This is a genomic window from Shimia sp. R11_0, from assembly GCF_017744035.1.
Lineage (GTDB): Bacteria > Pseudomonadota > Alphaproteobacteria > Rhodobacterales > Rhodobacteraceae > Shimia > Shimia marina.
On record NZ_JAGHQY010000001.1, the window covers coordinates 53,238 to 74,365 of the forward strand.

The following is a 21,128-nucleotide window of genomic DNA, read 5'->3' on the forward strand; positions in this document are numbered from 1 at the left end:
GCCAGCATCCGGGACGGAACAAAAGCCTTTGCGACAAAAGGGCCGCCCTGACGTGCAGAACGGCCCTCTTTTGGATGTGGTGTTGCGATCAGGCGGGCTGCGCAGCAGCCTTCTCGCGTTTTTCATCACGGCCAAAGAACACCAGATAGAACACCGGCGCCGCGATCAGAGTGAGCACGGTGGCAAAGGCCAGACCGCCCATGATCGTGATCGCCATGGAGACGAAGAACGCATCGGTCAGCAGAGGCGCCATTCCAAGGATCGTGGTCACCGCCGCCAACATCACCGGGCGCAGACGTGAGACGCTGGCCGTGACGATGGCTTCCCGCAGGGGCAGGCCTTCCTCGCGGACGAAGTCGATCTCTTCTACCAGCACGATGCCATTTTTGATCAACATCCCCGACAGGCTGAGCAGCCCAAGCAGCGCGGTAAAGGTGAAGGGCATGTCGGTGCCAAGCAGGCCAATCACAACCCCGTTGACCGACATGGGCACCAGCAGCCAGATGATGATCGGCTGTCGGATCGCATTGAAAAGCAGCACCGAAATCAACACCATGATCAACAGGCTCAGCGGCAGCTGTGCCCCAAGGCTGGCCTGCGCATCGCTGGAGCTCTCCAGTTCGCCGCCCCATTCCATGGAATAGCCAACAGGGATTGGCATCGCCTCCATCGCAGCGGTCACCTCAGCCTGCACCTGTGCAGCAGTCAGCCCCGGCGCTATGTCCGCACCCACCGTGATGGTTGGCAGACGGTCACGACGATGCAACAGCGTGTTCTGCGTCTCATGCACAAACCCGTCGACAAGCTGCTCCACCGGCAGGAAACTATTAGATGTGGAGGAATAGACCACCTGATCCAAGAGCCCAAAATCACCTTCCGCCGGACGACGCAGAATGATTGGAATCAACCGATCATTTTCCCGGAACACCCCGGTTCTGCTGCCATCGGTAGCAAATTCCAGCATGCCAGCGATGTCCTCGCGATTGACACCTGCAGTCTGGGCCCGCTCGGTGGCATAGATCGGCTTGATCACCACCTCCTGCTCACGCCAGTCGGTGCGCACGCTGAGGATATTGTCGGAGGCGCCCCGCAGGATGGTCTCCGCCTGCCCCGCCAATTGGCGCAGGATCACCGGATCCGTACCGGAGAGACGCACTTGAATGGGATCACCGCCGCCAGGGCCAAAGACCAAACGTTTGGTACGGAATTCCCCTTCTGGCAACTGCTCTGCGGCAAAGGCTTCGAGCGCCTCTTGCAGCGGCGGGATCTCTTCCAGCGTTTCTGTGCGGATGATCAGATGGCCATAGCTTGGGTTGATCGGCTCGGCACTATAAGTCAGCAGAAAGCGTGTCGCCCCCTGCCCCACAATTGTGGTGTAGTTGACCACATCCTCGCGCGCATCCAGCCAGTCTTCGATCACCTCCAGATGGTCGGAGGTTGTGCGGATCGGCGCGCCCTGCGGCAGCTTGTAGTGCACAAAAAAGATCGGCGTGTTGCTGTCGGGGAAAAACTGCTGCTTCACCATGCCAAAGCCCGCATAACAGGCGATGGTCACGGCAAACAAACCCGGGATCACCAGCCAGCGCAGCTTCAGCGCGAGACGCAGGGACCAACCATAAAGCCGGAAGATCAATCCCCCATAAGCATCCGCCGCATCCGCATGGCCTTGTTTGAAAAGATAATGCCCCAGCATCGGTGTCACAGTCAGCGCCAGCACCCAGCTCAGAAGCAGTGAAATGCCAATCACCGCAAAGAGAGAGAACAGGAATTCACCTGTGGCATCCGGACTCAGTCCGATGCCCGCAAAGGCCATGATCCCAATGATGGTCGCACCAAGCAGCGGGATCTGCGTTTTGCCCGCAGCCTCGTCAGCCGCCTCACGGGAATTTTTGCCGCGCAGCATGGCAATCTGCATGCCCTCGGCCACCACAATCGCATTGTCCACCAGCATGCCCATGGCAATGATCAGAGCGCCAAGCGAAATCCGTTCCATTTCAATGGAGAACAGCCCCATGAACAGGAAGGTACCGACCACGGTCAGAAACAGGGTGACTCCCACAACCACCGCGGCACGCCAGCCCATGAAGACGGCCAGCACCGCGACCACAATCGCCACGGACATCGCCAGACTGACAAGGAAGTCATTGGAGGCCTGATCGACCACCAGATGCTGCTGATAAATCGGGTGCAGCGTCACACCTGCAGGGATATCTCCCTCCATGGCGGCCAGTTTGGCATCAACCCGCTTGCCCACTTCAACGATGTTCTCTGTCGCAATCCCAGCCACACCCAGCGTAAAGGCCTCTTCGCCGTTAAAGCGAATGATCTGCATGGGATCACGCAGACGATCCCGGAACACATGTGCCATATCCACAAGGTTCACCACATGCCCCTGCTGACCCAGTGAGAGACCCGCAATGTCTGACACAGAGTCAGAGCCATCAGGCCGCATGATGCGGGTTTTGCTCGTGGCATTGGTGATCGAGCCTGCCGCAGAAACTGCATCCGCATTGGCAATGGCGTTGGCGATAGCCTCAAGAGAAATGTTCTGATTGACCGAAAGTGCGAGATCCGGCTCCACGAATATCGCTTCTTCTGGCAGGCCCTGAAGCTCTACATCCGCCACACCATCAACGGTCAGGAACTCCCGTCGCAAGAACGTGGCCAACTCATGCTTCTCTGAATCAGTGAAACCCTCGGCGGTGACAGCGAAGAAGATGCCATACACATCTCCAAAGGTATCATTGACCAAAGGCGAACTCACCCCAGCAGGCAGGTGCCGCGCGGCATCGCGCATCCGCGCCCGCAGACGGGTCCAGATATCCTTGAGCTCATCGCCACTGTAGGTGGATTTGATGTGCACATCGATCCGGGAGAACCCGGGCTGGTTGGTTGAGGTGATGAAGTCGATTTCTTCCATCTGCTGAATCGCAGATTCCAGTGGCTCAGAAACCTCGATCGCCACCTGTTCGGCCGTTGCACCGGGGTAGTTGGTGGTGACCACGGCCTGTTTGATGGTGAAGGCAGGATCTTCCAGACGTCCCAGGTTGAGGAAGCTCACCGCCCCACCAAACAGAAACATCAAAATGATCAGCCAAGTGTAGATCGGCTTGTCGATCGACGCGCGCGCGATATTGACCATGATGTCAGACCTCAGTTCCCGAATCCGACAAAGCGGCGCACCGCCTGCCCGTCATCCAGCCCTGCGCCACCGGTGAGCACAATCTCATCGCCATCGCTCAGCCCGCCGGTCACACGCAACGTGCCGCCAATGCCCGGCTCGGTGGCCACTGGCACCCAAGTGACAGAGCCTTCTGCCGCGCCAATCGGATCAAAGCGCATCACGCCAATTTCTCCGTCCACGTTGATGACCACTGCAGTCGCGGGGATCAGGATCCCCGTCGTAGGCTGGACCGCGCTCACGCTCACCGTCACGGACGATCCGGGCAGAATGGTGCGCCCTTCTGGGGGTGTCATGCCAAAGGTAATGCGGAAGGTCTGACCGATGTTTGAGGTCTCCGCATCAAATTCACGGATCTCCAAAGGATGGGTTTCATTGCTGCCCGGGAACTGTGCGGTGATCTGTACGTTTTCATCACTTCTGCCCTGCTGAAACAGGATTTCCGGCACATCCACCTCAATGCGCAATTCGCTCAGATCATGGATCCGTACCACCGGTGTGCCACTGGAGACTGTAGTGAACAGCTCAACATTGCGCGAAGACACCAAGGCATCAAACGGCGCATTCAATGTCGCGTGTTTCAAAGACCATTCCGCGTTGCGCACCGCGATCGCCGCAAGCCCCGCCTGGGTTTCGGCATCATCCAGTGTCACCTGACTGACAGTATTGCCCCGCAGTTTCTCAAGGCGCTGCACAGTGCGATCTGCCTGTTCCTTTTGCAAACGCGCCTGATCGAGCTGCAACTCAAAAATCTCAAGATCCAGACGGGCAATGGTTTCGCCCTGCTTGATGCTATTGCCTTCTGTCACAGGGAATTCGACGATCTGCCCATCTACCTGAAAGGCCAGATCCACACTTTGGCGGGCTTTCACCTGACCAAAAAACTGACGCTGAAACGCCACGGGCGTCTCGCTCACCTGCATGAGCTTTACCGGCTTTAGCCGCTGATCCGCGCTCTGAGCACTCACACCGGCCCCAAGGGTCGCAGCCATTGCAAAGGCGCAGACATATCCAAGGAATTTCATGGGTTTAATCCTCCATCAGCCCGGCCTCAACGGCACCGGGCATGGCTTTGATCGCCAAATTGGCAAATGTGGGAATTTCATCGGCAGACATGCCGGAAAACTTGCGGAACCGAGATACAACTTCGGTCATGATATGGTTACGGGCGGCGACACCCTCTGGTGTCAACTCCAACAGCCAGGCGCGACGATCACTGGGATCACGCGTCCGGCTGACGATGCCCCGCACTTCGAGTGCGTCGGCCACAGGCGTCACCGCAGAGGGCACACAAAGCGTATCCTCGGCCAGCACACCCATGCGTTTGGGCTTGTCCAGAAACACAAGCACCCGCTTTTCCATTTTGGTCAGCGGAGGTGAAATGTTCACGTTGTCCAGCTCACACTCAATCTGATTGTAGAGGGCAAAGACCCCAATGATCGCCTTGAACTCAGGCGGCAGATCGGTGTTGGCAAACAGGTCTTGGGCCACGTGCGACTCCCCAATTACTTCATTGAGTGAAACATCCATTTATCGAACAATTCAAATCTCGCAACAGATTTCTTGCCTCAAAACCCTTATTTTTTGCCTAAAACGCTCCCCGACACCCCATTGAGTGATCTTTCGCCCCCTCGATATAAACCTTAGGGCGATTAAAAATTTGAACTGAATTTTAGAAACAAAGACGGTCGGCACTGGCCTGAGTCGGCCCTATGTTCCGTTTGATCAAATGATTGGTTAACCGCCTCCCGCTACCACTGGTGACCGTTATCAAAACGGTTTGAATGCCCTATGACCGCCGACTCGAAACAGAAACTCCTGCATGACAGCCGCCAGCTCGCGCGGCTGAAGGAGCTGTTGGTGCAGTATGCGGAAGATCGTTTGAGCACATTGCGACGGCGTCTTGTCGTCTATGCTCTCGCGCTGATCGCCATGACTGGAGCAACCGACCTTCGCTATGGGCTTGCCGCCACGCTGATTTTGCTGATTGGCGAATGGGTGGACTGCTATACCCTGCGCCAAGTTGCCCCGCGCATCGCCGCCGGAGCGCCCCTTGTCAGTGTTCAGCGATTGGCGGCCTTTGCCGGAATCATGCAGGCGCTGAGCCTTTCGATTGGGGCGGCCATTTATGTTTTTGCCGAAGGCAATGACAGTTCGATTCTCGGGGTCGCAGCGGCCTTTGGCATGGGCACTGTCAACGCCGCCCTGATTCTTCCGACCAACCCGCGGGTCGCGATCCTGAAAATGGCGGTCTTCATGATTACGCCGGTTCTGATGCTGACCTACAAAACGTTCCTGTCTCCGTCCGCTCTCAGCCTGGATCATATCGACTTCCCAATGTTCCTCGTGCTGCTGAGTATGGGGTATATGTGCTATTCTTTCGCCACATCAGGGTTCCACAGCTACCGACAGAATGAGGCACTGCGCCGGAGTCAGCTCAATCTCTCGGACGCCAACGAAGAACTTGGCCGCCACCAGCACGAGCTGCAGAAACTCTCCATGGTCGCTCGCCAGACCAATGATGCAGTGCTGCTGATGACACCGGAACGTTCCGTGGAATGGGTGAACGAAGCCTTCTGTAGACTCAGTCGCCTGCCAAAAGAGCACTCCGTCGGCAAGCCCTTCGAAGACCTTCTGGCCATGTCCAAGGCGCCACCTGAAGTGCTCGATGGAATCGCCACAGCCGCCCGCAATGCGGTGCCACATCGGGCCGAGTTGGCCGCGCATATGCCCGAGGGCAATGTCATTTGGACCGACCTTCATATCCTCCCCGTCACCAATGGCGACAATGTGCTGGAGTTCATTGTCGCCATTGCGCGGGATATCACCCATATCAAGGAACACAGCGAGAGCCTTAGGGCGGCCCGCGTCGCCGCCGAAGACGCCGCCAAGGCCAAAGCAGATTTTCTCGCCAATATGAGCCATGAGATTCGCACCCCTATGACCGGGATCATGGGGATGGCGGATCTTTTGTCACAGACCCATCAAACACCAGAACAGCGCGAGTATACGCAGACCATCATCGGCTCGTCCCGCAGTTTGCTGACGATCATCAATGACATTCTGGACCTGTCCAAGATGGACGCCGGAAAGATGGAAATCAGCGAAACCGAATTCCGGGTGCGGGAGTGTTTTGAGGAAACCGTGCGCCTGTTGTCGCCGACCGTCCGTGACAAAGGCTTGGACATGACCTTGCATTTTGACGAGGATCTGCCGGATGTAATCCTGTCTGATGACGTGCGCATTCGTCAGCTCGCCACAAACATCATCGGCAATGCCGCCAAGTTCACCGAACATGGTCAGATCGACATCCATGTCTGGAGTGAACAGGAAGACACCGATGAAGGTGGCACAGAATGCTCCTTGCATTTCGTGGTCGAAGACACGGGCATTGGCATCCCCGAAGACAAGCTGGCCACCATCTTTGATGAATTCTCGCAGGCGGAAAACTCCACCACCCGCCGGTTTGGCGGGACCGGGCTTGGCCTTACCATTTGTCAGGTGCTGGTCTCTCTGATGGGGGGCACAATCGGTGTGACCTCCACATATGGCGCCGGCTCCAGTTTTCAGATCTCGCTGCCCATCAGGTTGCCTGAAGCCGGCTCAGACGCGCTTGTGCCTTTTGCCTCCGCTGAGGAGGTCGAGGATTTCAACCTTCAGGATCTGGAGGGGCTGCGGGTGCTTGTGGCGGAAGACAATCAGACCAACCGACTGTTGTTGAAAAAGTTTCTGGAGACGCTGCCAATCCACCTGCACTTCGCCCATGACGGCTATGAAGCCGTCGAAGCCGCGCTACAACACGCCCCGGATCTCATCTTCATGGATATGTCCATGCCAAACATGAGCGGGCTTGACGCCACAGAGGCCATCCGGGGCAGCTCGATCGAACAGCCTGTGATCGTGGCCCTGACCGCCAATGTCTTTGACAGTGAACGACAGGCCTGCCTGTCTGCCGGAATGGATGACTTCCTGACCAAGCCCATTCGCAAAGAGGATCTGATTGCCTGTCTGTTGACCCATCTGGGACCACAAAGCGCAACAGACCATGACACCCAAAGCGCGTTGAACGCCTAGGACCACAAAAAAGGCGCCGCAAAGAATGCGACGCCACTGCGGTTTTCAAACTGTAAAACTCTTACAGACCCGGTGTGAGGTTGAAAACACCACGGCGGCTGAAGGTTGTGCCGCCATTTCCGCCGAAGTTGTAGCGAATGCCAAGGCCGAAGAACGCTTCGTTGTCGCCAGCAGCGTTTGCAAGACCAAGGTCAGCCGTCAGCGTTGTGTTTTCGATGAGAGCATACTCTACGCCAAAGGTATAGATTTTAAGATCGTCAGAGTCATCGGCATCAGCATAGTCAAACGCGGCGGTCAGGTCGAGCTGGTCACTCACCCCCCAAGCGCCCTTGATGCCAAACAACGTGGTGTCAACGCCACTTTCGTTGTCCTTCTCGAAATAGGCTTCAGTGTAGCCCGCACCAAAATCGTATTTGGTCTCTAGACCAAAAAACTGCGCGTCATTTGCGGCGTCAATGCGGTTCCAGTAAGCACCCAAAGCCAGTTGATCGTTCACGTCATAGATGCCGTGTAGCGTGAAGGTCGTACCGCTGTCGCTAACAAAGCTGAAATCGTGACGCGCGGCGTCAAGCTGCACCGCGAAGTTGGACAGGAAGCCAAATTCCACAGAGCCGTCCAGCGTGGTTTTTGCGAGGGACTCACCGTCAATTTTGTCTTGGAAGCGAGAATATTCCAGCCCCAGTTCCGCACCTTTGAATTCAAATGCCTGTGCTGCGCCTGCAATGGTGCTCAAACCAAGAATAAGAGAGAGAGCTGTTTTCATTTTAGTCTCCAAAATAGTCAAAATGCACCCAACGCGTGCATGCGACCCAATTCCATCATATGAAAAGGAATGTAAAACCAACTTTTGAAATGCCGTAATTCCGTGACAAAAAAGGAACAACCCCCAGGTAAGGTTTTCCGTAATAACAATAAAAACGACCCACCATTTTGGCAGGTCGCCTTATTTTTTCTGAGAAAAGGTGCGTAAATTCTACCTAACCACGAACTCTGCGTGAAGGGCACCGGCGGCCTTGATGCTCTTGAGGATGTCAATCATATCACGCGGTGCCACGCCCAAGGCGTTCAGCCCGGCAATCACCTCACTGAGGGATGTACCCGACGGCACCTCCGCCAGACCGACGCCCGGATCCTCATCAATCTCAGCTTCGGTGCGCGGCACAACCACGGTTTCGCCATCGGCAAACGGGTTTGGCTGCACCACCAGCGGCTCTTCGGTCACCCGCAGCGTGAGCCCACCCTGAGACACCGCCACACGGGAAATACGCACATCTTCGCCCATCACAATGGTGCCAGAGCGTTGATCCACGACCACCCGCGCCTTGCGTTCTGGTTGCACCGAGATGTTCTCAATCTGGCTGAGCGCATGCGCGGGCGAAATCTGATTGGTGCGTTCAATGTCCACCTGCACGGTGCCCGCATCCAGCATCAGAGCGACACGACGGCCATAGTTGCTGTTGATCGCCTGTTCAATCCGGCCAGCTGTTGTGAAATCCGGCTCCCGCAACGCCAGACGCATATTGGTCAGCGATGAGAAATCGAAGTCGATCTCTCGTTCTACGCGGGCGCCGGAGGGGATCACACCCGACGTTGGCACACCCTTGACGACGCTACCCGCGTCCCCTTCGGCGGCCACGCCCCCTGCGATCACCGTGCCCTGGGCGACTGCGTAGATCTCACCATCTGCGGCGTTCAGCGGTGTCATCACCAGCGTCCCGCCCAACAGGCTAGAGGCATCGCCAATAGCCGAAATGGTCACATCCACCGTGCCGCCAGCACGGGCAAAGGGTGGCAGGGTTGCTGTTACAAAAACCGCTGCCACATTCTTGGGCCTCATCTGTTCGCCGGTGATGTTCACACCAAGGCGCTCCAGAATGTTGCTCATTATTTCTTCGGTGAAGGGCGCATTGCGCAGCCCGTCACCGGTGCCGTTGAGGCCAACCACCAAACCGTAGCCGACCAGATCATTTCCTCGTACACCGTCAAATTCCACAAGATCTTTGATCCGGATTTGACTTGCTGATGCCAGCGTTGGCAGCAGCAGCAGGAGGCAAAGCATTCTTGCTAAGCTCATAAACTGTGTCATCTGATATAGTTCGCCAATGTAAGTTGTGAGAGCCGCGCTGTGATCGTGTAGACCATCTCCAGTTGCACCTGCACCGCCTGCAGCTGACCTGCGACTTCGGTCTGATCTGCCCCCAGAAGATCGCTCTGTGTCATCAGCATCGAGCTGCGCTGTGCGGAATTGCTGGCAATCGCATTTTCAATACGCTCCTGATTGAAGCCCAGCTCCGCGCGCACGGCGACAATGTCATCCTGCCCCCCCAGCAGACGGGTCCCCGCTTCGCCCAGAATCGTCTGTTTCTCGCTCAGGGAAAAGTTCAGCGTCGGATCAACAGCCAGAGAGGCCAGCGCACTGTCACGCATCGCCTGCCGGAGCGCGGTATTGTCTGCACGGATGTTATATTGCGCCGTATCACTGTCATTGAGCCGGAACGGCGCCAGATCCGTGGTAGATCCGGTGTAGGCATTGGTTTCAAAACCGCCGCCTGCCGTCATGAAATAGTCATCCACTGCCGCGAACAGATCACTCGGCGTCACCACCCCCGCCGCAGTCACCGCAGCTTTGAGGTCTGTCATCATATCTTCAGCGCTCATCAGAGACGCGCCATCTGTGGCGGTGCCGCCAAACAGCTGCCGGTCTGCCGCGCGCCCATTCAGCGCCGTCACCATAGCCTCAAAATCGTTGAGCGCACTGCGCGCCACCGTATCTGTCGAGGACGGTAGGTTTGACTGCGTCGCCGACAGCAGATCCCGCGCCAAGTCACCTGCTACGTTTTGCACCATTTCCAGAGTGTTCTGCGCCGTCTGCGTAAACACTTCGGCGTCGGTGGTCGCCACCTCATAGCCTTTGAGAACGGAGATCTGTCGCTCCACCCCGGCCAGCACGTTAAAGTCCCCTTTGAGAGAGGCAGCCACATCGGATTTGCGGCCAGAACCAAGTTCATAGGCCAGACGGTCAAGATCGCTTTTGACCGAGGACGTGCGGCGCGCCATCATCATCTGCTGCGCCATGTCTCCTACTGAAATAACCGGCATGTTCTTACAACCTCAACAAGGATTCCATCATTTCATCAGCCGCCTGAATCAGGCGGGCGTTTGCGGCATAGGCCTGCTCCACAAGCATCAGCCGCTGCAGCTCCTGATCGGTGTCCACACCGTCCAGCAGTTCCAGTTCTTCAAGCGTGACCAGTTGCGCGGAGGCAAACGTCTCATCCAGCTCGGCCTGCACCCGTGCGCCAGACACGCTGGACAGGAACTTGCCGCCCAGTTCGGTCATCGCCACAGCTTTGCCGCCATATCCGCCGGAGACCGGCACCACCTGCTCCCGCATCGCATCCAGCATGCGGTTGAGCTGGCTGGCGTCGCCAGAATCTCCCGGTGTTGCCGCACCCAGACCATCGCGCAGACGCCATGTTTCTCCGGCGCCATCCAGATCCACCAGATTGTTCAGTTCCAGACGTCCGGCCAGACCGGTCTCATCAGCCACGTTGAAAGCCAGCCCCGCATCGGTGAACAGCCCGGCATCGCCAGCACCCAGCGTTGGGTCCATCGTTGGATCCTGAAACCGCTCCACAAGGTTGCGCGCCGCCGCATCCAGATCGGTCTGCGCCTGCACCGCATATTCATCGCGAATGGCAAACTGCGCGCCAATCGCGCCGCCGGCCAAAGCGCCCTTCTGGGAGTCGATCCGCATGGTATAACCATTGATGGTGATGCCCGACAGCATGCCATTGCCTGCTGTCATATGCGGCATCACCGTGCCAGCGGCACTAAATTCGATTTCCGCCGCTTTGCCATCCAGCAATACGGCCCCATTGGTTGTGTAAAGCGCCACTGCACCGCGATCGCGCTCAGCCGTGCGGATCGGCACCAGTTCGCCAATCTTGTCTAACACCACATGGCGAGCGTCTTCCAAAGCGGCGGTTTCATAGCCCTGGTTGATCGCCAGAGAGATCTTGCGATTGAGATCTTCGGTCTGTTCCAGCAACTGGTTCAGATCCTTGATCATGCCGCCAATCTGATCATCCGCTTCTGAGCGCATTTTCTGAATGCCTGCGGAGGCCTCATTGAAACCTTCAACCACCCGCTCAGCCGAGAGGGAAGCATTGGCCAGACGCACATCGCTGTCCGGAGCCCCCGTGGCAGTGGCCAGAGTGCTTTCGAAATCTGCAAGCAGACCAGACAGGCTGTCGGCCTGATCCGGCGTGCCGACAAGACGTTCCAGACGTGTGTAAAACGCGCTGGTGTTGCTGGTCATCTGCTGACCGGCATCCGCCAGCCGCCGTTCGGCGATGGTCACCGGGTTCACATGGCGGGTCACCCCATTCAGGGACACGCCGCCGGAATACCCATATTGCCCGGCCGACACACTCAGCGTGCGCCGCCCGTAGCCTTCGGTGGAGGCATTGGCGATGTTGGATGACAAAACCTCCGCGCTGCGCGCCGAAGCCGTCAGACCGCTCATCGCATTGGTAAGAGCGCTTGAGATACTCATGACTTATCCTTTCGGGCCAACGGCCTCGGCAAATTCATCAACGCTTGATGTTGGTGGTTTCCTGCAGCATCTCATCCACGGTCTGAATGACCTTGGCATTGGTGCTGTAGGCACGTTGTGTCTTGATCATGTCGGTCAGTTCCGACGCCACATCGGTCGCCGATTCTTCGCGCATGAAGGCCAGGATCTCACCAGAGGGGCCGGTGCCGGCATCCCACATGAAGTAGGGGCCACTGGCGCTTGATGGCACATAGGTCTGGAAGTCGAGCGAGATGCCCAACTCATTGGGGTTTGGCACATCCACCAGCGGGATCCGGAAGATCGTGCGGGTGATGCCGGTGTTATAATTCGCGGTCACGATGCCATTGCCGTCCACATTGATGTCCGTCATCGTGCCAACCGGCGCGCCATCTTTGCCAACTTTCAGCGGGGCATAAGCATCGCCAAGCTGGCTCATGCCACCGGTCTCACCCAGAATCCCCAGATCGATTTCCATGGGGCCACCCCCCACATTCAGCATGGCCTTACCTGTGACCGGGTCATAGGCCCCACCCGAGTTGGTCACCACAGCCTGCAGCGTGCCCGCATCGGTACGCGCATCTTCAAAGGTCATGGTGTAGTCGCCAATCACCGCGTTGCCAGAGGCCGAATCGCGGATTTCCATGCGCCATTCATTGGAAGAACCCGTTGCCGGAACCGTTGGCGTGAAGGTAATGTTCAGCGTCTCAGGCTGACCAAGGTTGCCGTAATATTCAATGCTCAGCACTTCCACGTCACCGGCGGCACCGGCCACGGTGGAGGTCGAGGGCAGGTTCACGCCCAGCGCCACGGCTGTGGTTGGGGAGCCAGCCAGCTCTGTGGTCAGCAGGCGGATGGGCTCCAGCGCATTGTTGGAGTCCCGCGGCACATTGGGGAAGGTGCCATCGGTATTGGCCGGCCAGCCCATCAGGGCCAGACCCGCTTCAGACACAAGATAGCCGTCTTTATCCGGACGGAAAGATCCGGTTGTGGCCATCATCAGCTGTGGATTTTGATTGCCTGCCTTGATCGCATTGGCAGAGGCCACCGGCAAAAAGCCGCGCCCACGCACAGCAAGATCGGTCGGATTGGTGGTCGGAATCAGCGAGCCGCCCGTGTCAATCAGGCGACGGCTGCTGGCCTGCACACCACCCGCGGAGTACTTCCCGCCTTTGGCTCCGGTGACCATTGACTGAAAATCCGTCTCCACACGGCGATAGCCATAGGTGGCCGAGTTCGCGATGTTGTCAGAGATGGTCGCCAAGCGGGTCGCATTGGCCGAGAGCCCGGCCACACCGGCATTAAGCGAGGAGGAAATCGACATGATACGCCTTTCTGCTGTAACAATCTGTTCGCACAAACTGTTACGAGGCGTGCCTTAACAGCCAACTAACGCAGCTGAAGTTTCCTCCTCACCATCCAGCCGGAGCGCGCCCCGGACTGTGCCCAGATCACTGATCCGAGCGCAGCAGAATGATCTCAATCCGGTTGTTTCTAAGGTCTCTGGGGATATTGGAGACCATTTCACGATCCGCATGTCCCGTGACACGTGCAATCCGGTTTTCTTCCAAACCAAAGATTGTCAGCAACTCCCGCATGGCGTTCGCCCGATTCGATGACAATGGCCAGGCCTGTGTCTCGCGCACTGTGATCAGTTCAGAGCGCACATGGCCTTCCACCGCTACATTGTTGGACACCAGAGCTGACACTTCAGACAAGACCTCCGCGATATCCAGGAGCAGCGGCATCGGTTCCGACGTGCCCTCAACAAACAAACGGGCGTTATCCGCATCAAAGATCTCAATCACGAGGCCTTCATCGGTCACACGCGTCACCACATGTTTGAGCATATTATCCGCCAGAAGGCTTTCACCGCCCCCGCCGATCAACAGATCCTGCACCTCTTTGAGCCCATCTTCCTCCCCGGCGTCCTCTCCAGACCCCTTTCCGGCACCGGGTTGCTGGAACTCAACCGGTTCTGGCTGCCCTTTCAGAGAGGTGGGCAGACCGCCCGTCCCCGAATAGGCCAGAATCTGCTCTTCCAACACGTTGTCCCCGCCAAACATCGCACTTCCCCCACCGGAAATCTTGTTCAGCGGCACAGACGGGTTGAAGAACTCCGCAATGCCAAGTCGTTGTTGCTCTGTTGTCGCATTGATCAGCCACATCAGAAGAAAGAAGGCCATCATCGCGGTCACAAAGTCCGCATAGGCGATTTTCCACGCCCCACCATGATGCCCATCGCCGCCGACCACTTTCTTACGTTTAATGATCACCGGCGCGTTGGAATTATCAGCCATCGCACTCACCTTTTTCTCACCCTGCCCCAAGTGGTAGCGAGCAGGCCTTACCCCGGCCTTAACATATGGGATTTTAGGAATTATCCACAGAGCACTTTGGGAGAGTGCCGTGTCAGGGCGCGAGGGCGGCGGTCAGATCTGCCATGAACTGACGGCGCACGCGCCCCGTCGGAATGGCTGGTCCAATCTCCACATGAATGGTTCCCGGGCGCTTAACAAAACTGTCATGCGGCCAGCAGTCTCCAGAGTTCAGTCGCACTGGCAACACCGGGCACCCCGCCAGTTGATAGAGCACGCCAACCCCCGCCTGAAGCGGCACGTCTTGGGAAGGGCGGCGCGTGCCACTGGGAAAAATCAACAAGCTGCGCCCGGCCTCAAGCGCGGCAACACCGGCACGAAACCCCGCGCGCATGTCATCTGCACTGCCCCCAATATCAACTGGAATATGTCCCATCTTGCGCATCACCGGCCCAAACACCGGATAAGAGAAAATCGGCTTCTTGGCATACATCACCGGACGCCTGAAAAGCAGCTCGAAATAGAGCGTTTCCCAAGTACTCTCATGCTGGGCTGCAATAATGACGGGCTCCTCGGGTACATGCGCCAGCCCCCCGATCTCATAGCGCACACCACAGATCACCCTCAGGAGCCAGAGCTGCACCCACAAATATCGATCCGTGATGGCATAGACGATATCACGCGACAAAAGCAGCGCAGGCCACAACAGTAAAAACGGCACAGCCGCCACAACAGCACTGCCATAAAACAGCAGGCTTCGCAGCGCCAAAATAGGATAGGTTGTCCCCAAGAGTTTCATTCCACGTCTCATCGGCGCAACCGCCGTATTCCATTCAAAAACAAATCTCTACAGGCTCTTACCGAATAGAATTGGGCGGTGCACTATTGCCGTATGGTCAGAGAGTCCCGCTTGCGATACTCTAGCGCCAAAGGCCGTCCTCGTTGGCGCGACAGGGCGATTTTTTTGAAGTGTGGTTTTGGCGCATGGGGGATTAGGTTGCGAACAAGCGCATGGTGGCTCCGCACCCTTTTCGGAACAATGGTTGCAACGGCAGGTCTTGGGATCACCCTAGACCCCCTGCACGCCTTTGAAATAGATTTCCGTACCCATGGCGGCGATGAGACCCTGCCGGACCGCCTCAGTGGCGCGTCCCTGCTCACAACTGCCAAAGAAGACGGCACAACCGGCGGCCAGGATGTCGTTGCTGCCGCGCAGTCTGACTACAAACGCATGATCAGCGTGCTCTATGGACAAGGCTATTTCAGCCCGAAGATCTCTATCCGCGTCAACGGGCAGGAAGCCGCCGACATCTCCCCTTTTGCCAATATTGCGACCGTCTCAGACGTTGTGGTCGATGTGACACCGGGACCGCGTTTCCTCTTTGGCCGCACTGAGATGGCGCCTTTGACGCCAGAGACGGAGCTGACCGAAGACTTTGCTCCCAAAGCCCCGGCCAATCTGAACGCCATTGAACGCGCGGCACGGGAAGGGATTGATGGCTGGCGCACCGAGGGCCATGCCAAAGCCCGTGTGTCTGATCAATCCATCACCGCCGATCACCGCAACAGCGAGCTGGATGTGGACATAACTCTGGAGCCAGGCCCCAAATTGCGGTTTGGCAAGCTGACCTATCAAGGGGACTCCAAAGTGCCAGAGGCACGGGTTCTGGAAATTGCGGACCTGCCCGAAGGCGCGCCTTTTTCCCCCGAAACGGTCAGTCAGGTTTCTGCACGTCTGCGCCGTACCGAGACCTTTCGCAGCATCGATCTGCGCGAAGCGGACACACCAAATGCCGATGACACATTGGATATGGAACTGACGGTGGTGGATAACGCGCCCCGGCGGTTTGGCTTTGGTGCCGAATTGGAAAGCAGGGATGGGCTCAGCCTGACGGCCTTCTGGCTGCACCGCAATCTGCGCAATCAGGCCGACAGCCTGCGGTTTGATGCGGCCATAGAAAACCTCGGTGCGCAAAACAGCGGCGTGAACTACCGTGTCGGCACCTTATACACGCGCCCAGCCACCTTACGATCCAATGTCTCCCTGACACTTGGCGCAGAGCTGAAGCAAGAGGACGAAGACCTCTATTTCCTGCGCCAGTTTGGGGCCTCGGTTGGTCTCAAGCGCATTCATTCTGACCGCTTTGAAACCAGCCTTGCGCTCACCGGTTTCTTTTCTGACGTGGATGACAATTTCGGCGAACGCCACTTCAAAGCCATCGGCATTTCGTCCACTACCAAACTGGACCGGCGTGACAATATCTCAAATCCCACACGTGGGTTTTATGCGGAGGGCACAATCTTCCCCTATGCCGGTGGCGGGGATGCGGAAAGCACGCTTTACCTCGAAGGCGACTTGCGGGCCTATCGCGGATTTGGATCGGACAATGGCGTGATCGCGGCAGGCCGCTTACAACTCGGCAGCATCATCGGGCCATCCCTGTCTGAAACTCCACCGGACCTGCTGTTTTATTCCGGCGGTGGCGGCACCGTGCGGGGCCAGCCCTATCAATCCAACTTCGTCACCGTGGACGGCATCGAAAGCGGTGGTCTGTCCTTTCTTGGGCTGTCCGGCGAATTGCGTGTAAAAATCACCGACACCATCTCCACAGTGGCCTTTTATGACGCCGGGTTTGTCGGCGAATCCGCTGCGCTGACCTCCGGAGGCAACTGGCACGCCGGTGCGGGACTTGGCGTGCGCTATAACACCGGCTTTGGCCCTCTGCGTCTTGATCTTGGCCTGCCGGTTTCTGGCGGCACCGGCGATGGCGTTCAGCTCTACATCGGCATAGGACATACATATTGATGCGCTGGCTCTTTATTCTCCTGCTGTCATTTTTACCGCTCCATGCCTTTGCCCAAGAGGCAGAGGAGGCCAGCGACGAAGATAAGGGCATGCTCACCCGTTTTCTGGAAGACTCGCTTTCCGGCGCGGGACGTGAGGTCGAGGTGGTGGGGCTGCGCGGTGCCATCAGTTCCAATGCAACCTTAGAAAGCCTGCGCATCTCTGACTCAGAAGGGCTCTGGCTGACCCTCAATGGCGTGACATTGAACTGGAACCGGCTGGCCGTGCTGCGTGGCAATATCAACGTCAATGAACTGAGCGCAGAAGAAATCATTCTGGCCCGCGCGCCCAAATCAGAGCCTGCCCCCACAACTGCCGAAGCCAAGCCCTTTGCGCTGCCGGAATTGCCGGTCAGCATCAATATTCAATCTCTGAAAGCAGAGCGTATTTCCCTTGGAGAATCCCTGCTTGGGGAACCTGTGGATTTGTCGCTGACCGCGCGGCTGATACTGGAAGGCGGCACCGGTGAGGCGCTGCTCAGCGCAGCGCGCCTGAATGGCCCCGCCGGGCGCTTTGCGCTGGATGGAGCCTATGCCAACGAGACCGAGGAACTGCGCATTGACCTTCAGGTACATGAAGACCCCGGCGGTCTGGTGGCCACATTGGCCAAATTGCCCGGCGCGCCAGAGGTTGGGCTAACCGTACTGGGCGCGGGCCCTTTGGAAGACTTCACCGCCGATCTGCGCCTGACCACAGAGGGCGAGGAGCGTCTGGGCGGCGAAATTGTTCTGTCCACAGAACCCGGTGCCACTGCAGACGCCGCGCAGACACAGGTGATCCGCGCCGATATCAGCGGCAATATGGCCCCGCTGTTTGCGCCTGACTACAAAGACTTCTTTGGCGAGAGCATTGCGCTCAACACCCTGCTGCGCCGCTTTGATGATGGCCGCACCACGCTTGAAAATCTCGCGCTGACCTCCAGCGCGCTGAACCTGCGCGGCGCGCTCGCCCTCACACCAGAGAACCTGCCCGCAAGTTTTGATCTGGACATCGACCTGCGCGCCGCCGATGGCGATGCGGTGTTGCTGCCCGTGGGCGGGCCAAAGAAATACATCACCAGCGCTGCGCTCAATGCAGAGTTTGACGCCGCAGCCGGTGACGCCTGGTCGCTGACAGGCGACATCACGGGCATCGACAGCAACGCGCTCAAACTTGATCAGCTCGCGCTCAAAGGCTCCGGCACCATCACAACCGCCCCCAAAGAGCGGATCACCGCCGCGCTTGCGCTAGATATGGATGGGCTGGTGATGAGCGATGCCACGCTGGCCAATACGCTGGGCGACACCGGCTCTTTTGTTGCTGACATCCTCTGGGAAGAGGACGCAGGCATCAAAATTTCCGGCCTGACACTTCAGGCCGCACAGATGACCGCCACCGGTGACGCCCATATCACAGGCACCGGCGCGGATATGGTCATCGCCACGCAGGCTGATCTTGACGTGCCAGATCTTGCGGCCTTTGCCGGGCTCGCCAACCGCGCCATCGCGGGCGCGCTCAGTGCCAGCCTGACCGGGGACATCGCGCCTCTGAAGGGTGGATTTGACCTGACCCTGCGGGCCACCGGACAGGATCTGGCCATTGACGATCCACGCGCCGATCCCCTGCTCGCCGGGCCAAGCAGCCTCGATATTTCTGCCAAACGGGACGAAAACGGCCTAACCCTGCGCAAGGGGGAGGTGACAAGCGCCGCTTTGCGTCTTTCAGGTGCAGGCACATTGGCCAGTCAAGACAGCGATCTGACCTTTGAGACAACATTGGATGATATTGCGCGGGTGCTGGATATTGATGGCATCCGCGGGCCGGTGACCGTCTCGGGCAGCGCCACGCAAACCGGCAGCGACTGGGCCTTTGATGTCGCCGCCACCGCACCAGCAGAGAGCAGCGCCAAAATTCAGGCCAGCCTCCCTGCCACCGGCGATCCTTCCGCCGACCTGACCTTGGACATCGGCCGGGTACAGGCCCTTTTGCCAAGCCTCCCCGGCGCAGCCCATGTGGAAGCCAGCGTCACTCAGACCCCCGCGGGCATCAATCTGCGCTTTGACGCCACTGGCCCGTTTGACACCTCAAGCACCGGGCGCGGCGTGATTGACCCCACCGGGACCGGCAATGATCTGACCCTGTCCGGCAGCCTGCCATTGGCGGCGGCCAACCTGATCTTGTCACCCAATTCGGTGCAGGGTCTGGCCCGGTATGATCTGCGCGTGCAGGGCGCGCTGGCCCCGGAAAATGTCACGGGCACGGTTTCTTTCAACGACACCCGGTTTGCCATGCCCGATCTGCGAATCGCACTTGAGGATATCGGCGGCACGGTGAATTTGGCCAATAACGCCGCGCAGATTGCTGTCACAAGCCGGTTCTCCGGCGGCGGCGATATTGGCGTCAACGGCAGTATCAATCTCGCCGCGCCTTTCTCGGCAAATCTGCCCATCACATTGCGCGACATCCAATACCAACAAGGCCAGCTCTTCAAAACTGAGCTGGATGGCGACATCACCCTCACAGGCCCTCTCACCGGTGGCGGCACCATCGCGGGCGATATCCGCGTCGGGCGCACCGATGTGAGCGTCACTCCGGTGGCCCTCTCTGGCGCCGGGCCTGTCCCAGACATCAACCACATCAACGAAACCGCCGCGATCCGCACCACCCGTGATCGCGCCGGTCTGATTGCCCGCGAAAAATCCTCAAACAGCTCCGCACCGCCTTTCAATCTGGATGTCACCATCGACATTCAGGAGCGCATCGCCCTGCGCGGCCTCGGTCTGAATGCGGATTTCAATGGCGGGATGCGTATCACCGGCACCACCAATGCCGTCTCGCCAAATGGAGAGTTAGATCTCATCCGGGGCCGTCTCGATTTTCTGGCCAAAACCTTCGAGATCGACGAGGGGCGGATTTCTATGCTCGGAGATTTTGTGCCCACCATGCGGGTCGTGGCCATCTCCGAACAGCCAGATGCCACCATCTATGTGATCCTTGATGGGCCTCTGGATGATCCCCAAATCCTGCTGGAAAGCGATCCAGAACTGCCCGAAGACGAGGTGCTCTCGCAGCTGCTCTTTGGCCGTGATCTCTCCAGCATCTCAGCCCTTCAGGCCGCCCAACTGGCGGGCGCGCTGGCAACACTCTCCGGCCAGGGACCCAGCGGCCCCCGGCTTGGGGAAAACTCCGGGCTGGATGATTTGGGGCTGACCTTTGATGAATCCGGCACGCCGGGTCTGCGCGCTGGCAAATACATCAATGAAAACGTTTACACAGAGATCGGCGTGGACAGCACCGGGCGCTCGTCGATCAGCCTTAATCTGGATGTGACTGACAATCTCACGATCAAAGGCAAAGTGGGATCGGATGACGACAACGGCATCGGACTGTTCTTTCAGCGTGACTATTAAGCCGGTTTTGGTGCCCGCGCGCCACGCAGGCACATCTCGCGCAGCTGATCGCGTGTTTCTGCACTCAGCGGACGGCCAAAGGTGCGCTCCCATTTGAGCGTATTGCGGATTGCGCCCCCTATGAAACTGCTGATCACACAGGCCTCACCTGCCACGGCCCAGCCTTCTGCCTGCAAATCCTGCAACAGCTGCGCAATAAAGTCGATCGGCCCCTGAAAGCTCTCCTGCACTTCAGATCCGGGCAACAGAGGTACATTGGACAGATACTCAAACAACACCGCGCGATCCGCATCCGCCCAGATGAAGTCAATGTGATTTTCGATGTAAAGCACCAGCCGATCCTGCGCGCTCAGGCTTGGATCATCTCCGCCCACCAGCGCCCTTTCCAGCGCCTGACCAAGCTGTTCATAAACCGCCCGGATCAGAACATCCTTGTTTTCGAAGTGATTATAGAGCGACCCCGTGGCCACCCCCGCCCGCTGGGCAATCTTTGACATCGGGGCCTGCGTGCCATGTGCCACCAACATAGCCGCCGTGGCTTCGAGAATTTTATCGCGCATCGTTTTCTTGTCCTGCCGCCTGTCACATCCGACATTGAACAACCGCTCAAGTTGTCAAATGACACTAAGGGTAGAAAGCGGCACACGCAAGCAGACGCCCCAAAACCCCTAGCGTCACTTGAGCGAATGAAGCAAATCCGAGGCGCTGCGCAGCATTTGCAAACACATGATGCCAGATCCGGATA

The 21,128-nt window shown here is 58.0% G+C and carries 14 protein-coding genes; 3 read left to right on the forward strand and 11 right to left on the reverse strand.

The features are described 5' to 3' along the window. Positions 1-88 precede the first annotated feature (88 nt). From J7382_RS00240 to J7382_RS00250, 3 genes are read right to left on the reverse strand one after another with little or no spacing between them, the layout of a single operon-like run. The gene (locus tag J7382_RS00240) at positions 89-3,142 is read right to left on the reverse strand and encodes an efflux RND transporter permease subunit (RefSeq protein WP_209066354.1); all 3,054 of its coding nucleotides are present in this window, start codon (positions 3,140-3,142) and stop codon (positions 89-91) included. An 11-nt stretch (positions 3,143-3,153) separates the two neighbouring features. Beyond that, the gene (locus tag J7382_RS00245) at positions 3,154-4,206 is read right to left on the reverse strand and encodes an efflux RND transporter periplasmic adaptor subunit (RefSeq protein ID WP_209066355.1); all 1,053 of its coding nucleotides are present in this window, start codon (positions 4,204-4,206) and stop codon (positions 3,154-3,156) included. 4 nt (positions 4,207-4,210) lie between these two features. Then, positions 4,211-4,672, reverse strand: coding sequence for a MarR family transcriptional regulator (locus J7382_RS00250; protein WP_223229148.1), 462 nt, complete (start codon positions 4,670-4,672; stop codon positions 4,211-4,213). Positions 4,673-4,972: 300 nt separating this feature from the next. Between J7382_RS00250 and J7382_RS00255 the strand changes: the two genes are divergently transcribed. Continuing rightward, positions 4,973-7,255: an ATP-binding protein gene (locus J7382_RS00255; protein WP_209066357.1), complete on the forward strand. Its 2,283-nt coding sequence runs from the start codon at positions 4,973-4,975 to the stop codon at positions 7,253-7,255. A 61-nt stretch (positions 7,256-7,316) separates the two neighbouring features. Here J7382_RS00255 and J7382_RS00260 read toward each other — a convergent pair whose 3' ends face one another. The 7 genes from J7382_RS00260 to J7382_RS00290 all read right to left on the reverse strand — a co-directional run bounded on the left by J7382_RS00260 (position 7,317) and on the right by J7382_RS00290 (position 14,948). Next, positions 7,317-8,018: a porin gene (locus J7382_RS00260; RefSeq protein ID WP_209066358.1), complete on the reverse strand. Its 702-nt coding sequence runs from the start codon at positions 8,016-8,018 to the stop codon at positions 7,317-7,319. A gap of 210 nt (positions 8,019-8,228) precedes the next feature. Then, the gene (locus J7382_RS00265; protein ID WP_209066359.1) at positions 8,229-9,329 is read right to left on the reverse strand and encodes a flagellar basal body P-ring protein FlgI; all 1,101 of its coding nucleotides are present in this window, start codon (positions 9,327-9,329) and stop codon (positions 8,229-8,231) included. 8 nt (positions 9,330-9,337) lie between these two features. Then, the gene (locus J7382_RS00270; RefSeq protein WP_058238935.1) at positions 9,338-10,330 is read right to left on the reverse strand and encodes a flagellin; all 993 of its coding nucleotides are present in this window, start codon (positions 10,328-10,330) and stop codon (positions 9,338-9,340) included. Positions 10,331-10,358: 28 nt separating this feature from the next. Further along, positions 10,359-11,813, reverse strand: coding sequence for a flagellar hook-associated protein FlgK (gene flgK / locus J7382_RS00275; protein ID WP_209066360.1), 1,455 nt, complete (start codon positions 11,811-11,813; stop codon positions 10,359-10,361). Between the two features lie 37 nt (positions 11,814-11,850). Beyond that, positions 11,851-13,155 (reverse strand): flagellar hook-basal body complex protein, encoded by a 1,305-nt coding sequence (locus J7382_RS00280; protein WP_209066361.1) that lies wholly within the window; start codon positions 13,153-13,155, stop codon positions 11,851-11,853. Positions 13,156-13,282: 127 nt separating this feature from the next. Next, on the reverse strand, positions 13,283-14,131 hold the full coding sequence (locus tag J7382_RS00285; protein WP_209066362.1) for a flagellar motor protein MotB: 849 nt from the start codon (positions 14,129-14,131) through the stop codon (positions 13,283-13,285). A 112-nt stretch (positions 14,132-14,243) separates the two neighbouring features. Next, the gene (locus J7382_RS00290) at positions 14,244-14,948 is read right to left on the reverse strand and encodes a lysophospholipid acyltransferase family protein (protein ID WP_209066363.1); all 705 of its coding nucleotides are present in this window, start codon (positions 14,946-14,948) and stop codon (positions 14,244-14,246) included. Between the two features lie 240 nt (positions 14,949-15,188). On the opposite strand from J7382_RS00290, the gene J7382_RS00295 reads away from it, so the two are divergent. Continuing rightward, positions 15,189-16,955, forward strand: a complete 1,767-nt coding sequence (locus J7382_RS00295; RefSeq protein ID WP_209066364.1) for a BamA/TamA family outer membrane protein — start codon at positions 15,189-15,191, stop codon at positions 16,953-16,955. Then, positions 16,955-20,383: a translocation/assembly module TamB domain-containing protein gene (locus tag J7382_RS00300; RefSeq protein WP_209066365.1), complete on the forward strand. Its 3,429-nt coding sequence runs from the start codon at positions 16,955-16,957 to the stop codon at positions 20,381-20,383. The genes J7382_RS00295 and J7382_RS00300 overlap by 1 nt, the downstream gene beginning before the upstream one ends. Here J7382_RS00300 and J7382_RS00305 read toward each other — a convergent pair. Further along, the gene (locus J7382_RS00305; protein WP_209066366.1) at positions 20,380-20,943 is read right to left on the reverse strand and encodes a TetR/AcrR family transcriptional regulator; all 564 of its coding nucleotides are present in this window, start codon (positions 20,941-20,943) and stop codon (positions 20,380-20,382) included. The two genes, J7382_RS00300 and J7382_RS00305, sit on opposite strands and share 4 nt — an antisense overlap. Positions 20,944-21,128 lie beyond the last annotated feature (185 nt).

Excerpts from the sequence above, each read along its gene's own strand:
- J7382_RS00240 (WP_209066354.1), bottom strand. The coding sequence starts at position 3,142 with ATGGTCAATATCGCGCGCGCGTCGATCGACAAGCCGATCTACACTTGG.
- J7382_RS00245 (WP_209066355.1), bottom strand. The coding sequence starts at position 4,206 with ATGAAATTCCTTGGATATGTCTGCGCCTTTGCAATGGCTGCGACCCTT.
- J7382_RS00255 (WP_209066357.1), top strand. The coding sequence starts at position 4,973 with ATGACCGCCGACTCGAAACAGAAACTCCTGCATGACAGCCGCCAGCTC.
- J7382_RS00260 (WP_209066358.1), bottom strand. The coding sequence starts at position 8,018 with ATGAAAACAGCTCTCTCTCTTATTCTTGGTTTGAGCACCATTGCAGGC.
- J7382_RS00265 (WP_209066359.1), bottom strand. The coding sequence starts at position 9,329 with ATGAGCTTAGCAAGAATGCTTTGCCTCCTGCTGCTGCTGCCAACGCTG.
- J7382_RS00270 (WP_058238935.1), bottom strand. The coding sequence starts at position 10,330 with ATGGCGCAGCAGATGATGATGGCGCGCCGCACGTCCTCGGTCAAAAGC.
- flgK (WP_209066360.1), bottom strand. The coding sequence starts at position 11,813 with ATGAGTATCTCAAGCGCTCTTACCAATGCGATGAGCGGTCTGACGGCT.
- J7382_RS00280 (WP_209066361.1), bottom strand. The coding sequence starts at position 13,155 with ATGTCGATTTCCTCCTCGCTTAATGCCGGTGTGGCCGGGCTCTCGGCC.
- J7382_RS00285 (WP_209066362.1), bottom strand. The coding sequence starts at position 14,131 with ATGGCTGATAATTCCAACGCGCCGGTGATCATTAAACGTAAGAAAGTG.
- J7382_RS00290 (WP_209066363.1), bottom strand. The coding sequence starts at position 14,948 with ATGAAACTCTTGGGGACAACCTATCCTATTTTGGCGCTGCGAAGCCTG.
- J7382_RS00295 (WP_209066364.1), top strand. The coding sequence starts at position 15,189 with ATGGTTGCAACGGCAGGTCTTGGGATCACCCTAGACCCCCTGCACGCC.
- J7382_RS00300 (WP_209066365.1), top strand. The coding sequence starts at position 16,955 with ATGCGCTGGCTCTTTATTCTCCTGCTGTCATTTTTACCGCTCCATGCC.
- J7382_RS00305 (WP_209066366.1), bottom strand. The coding sequence starts at position 20,943 with ATGCGCGATAAAATTCTCGAAGCCACGGCGGCTATGTTGGTGGCACAT.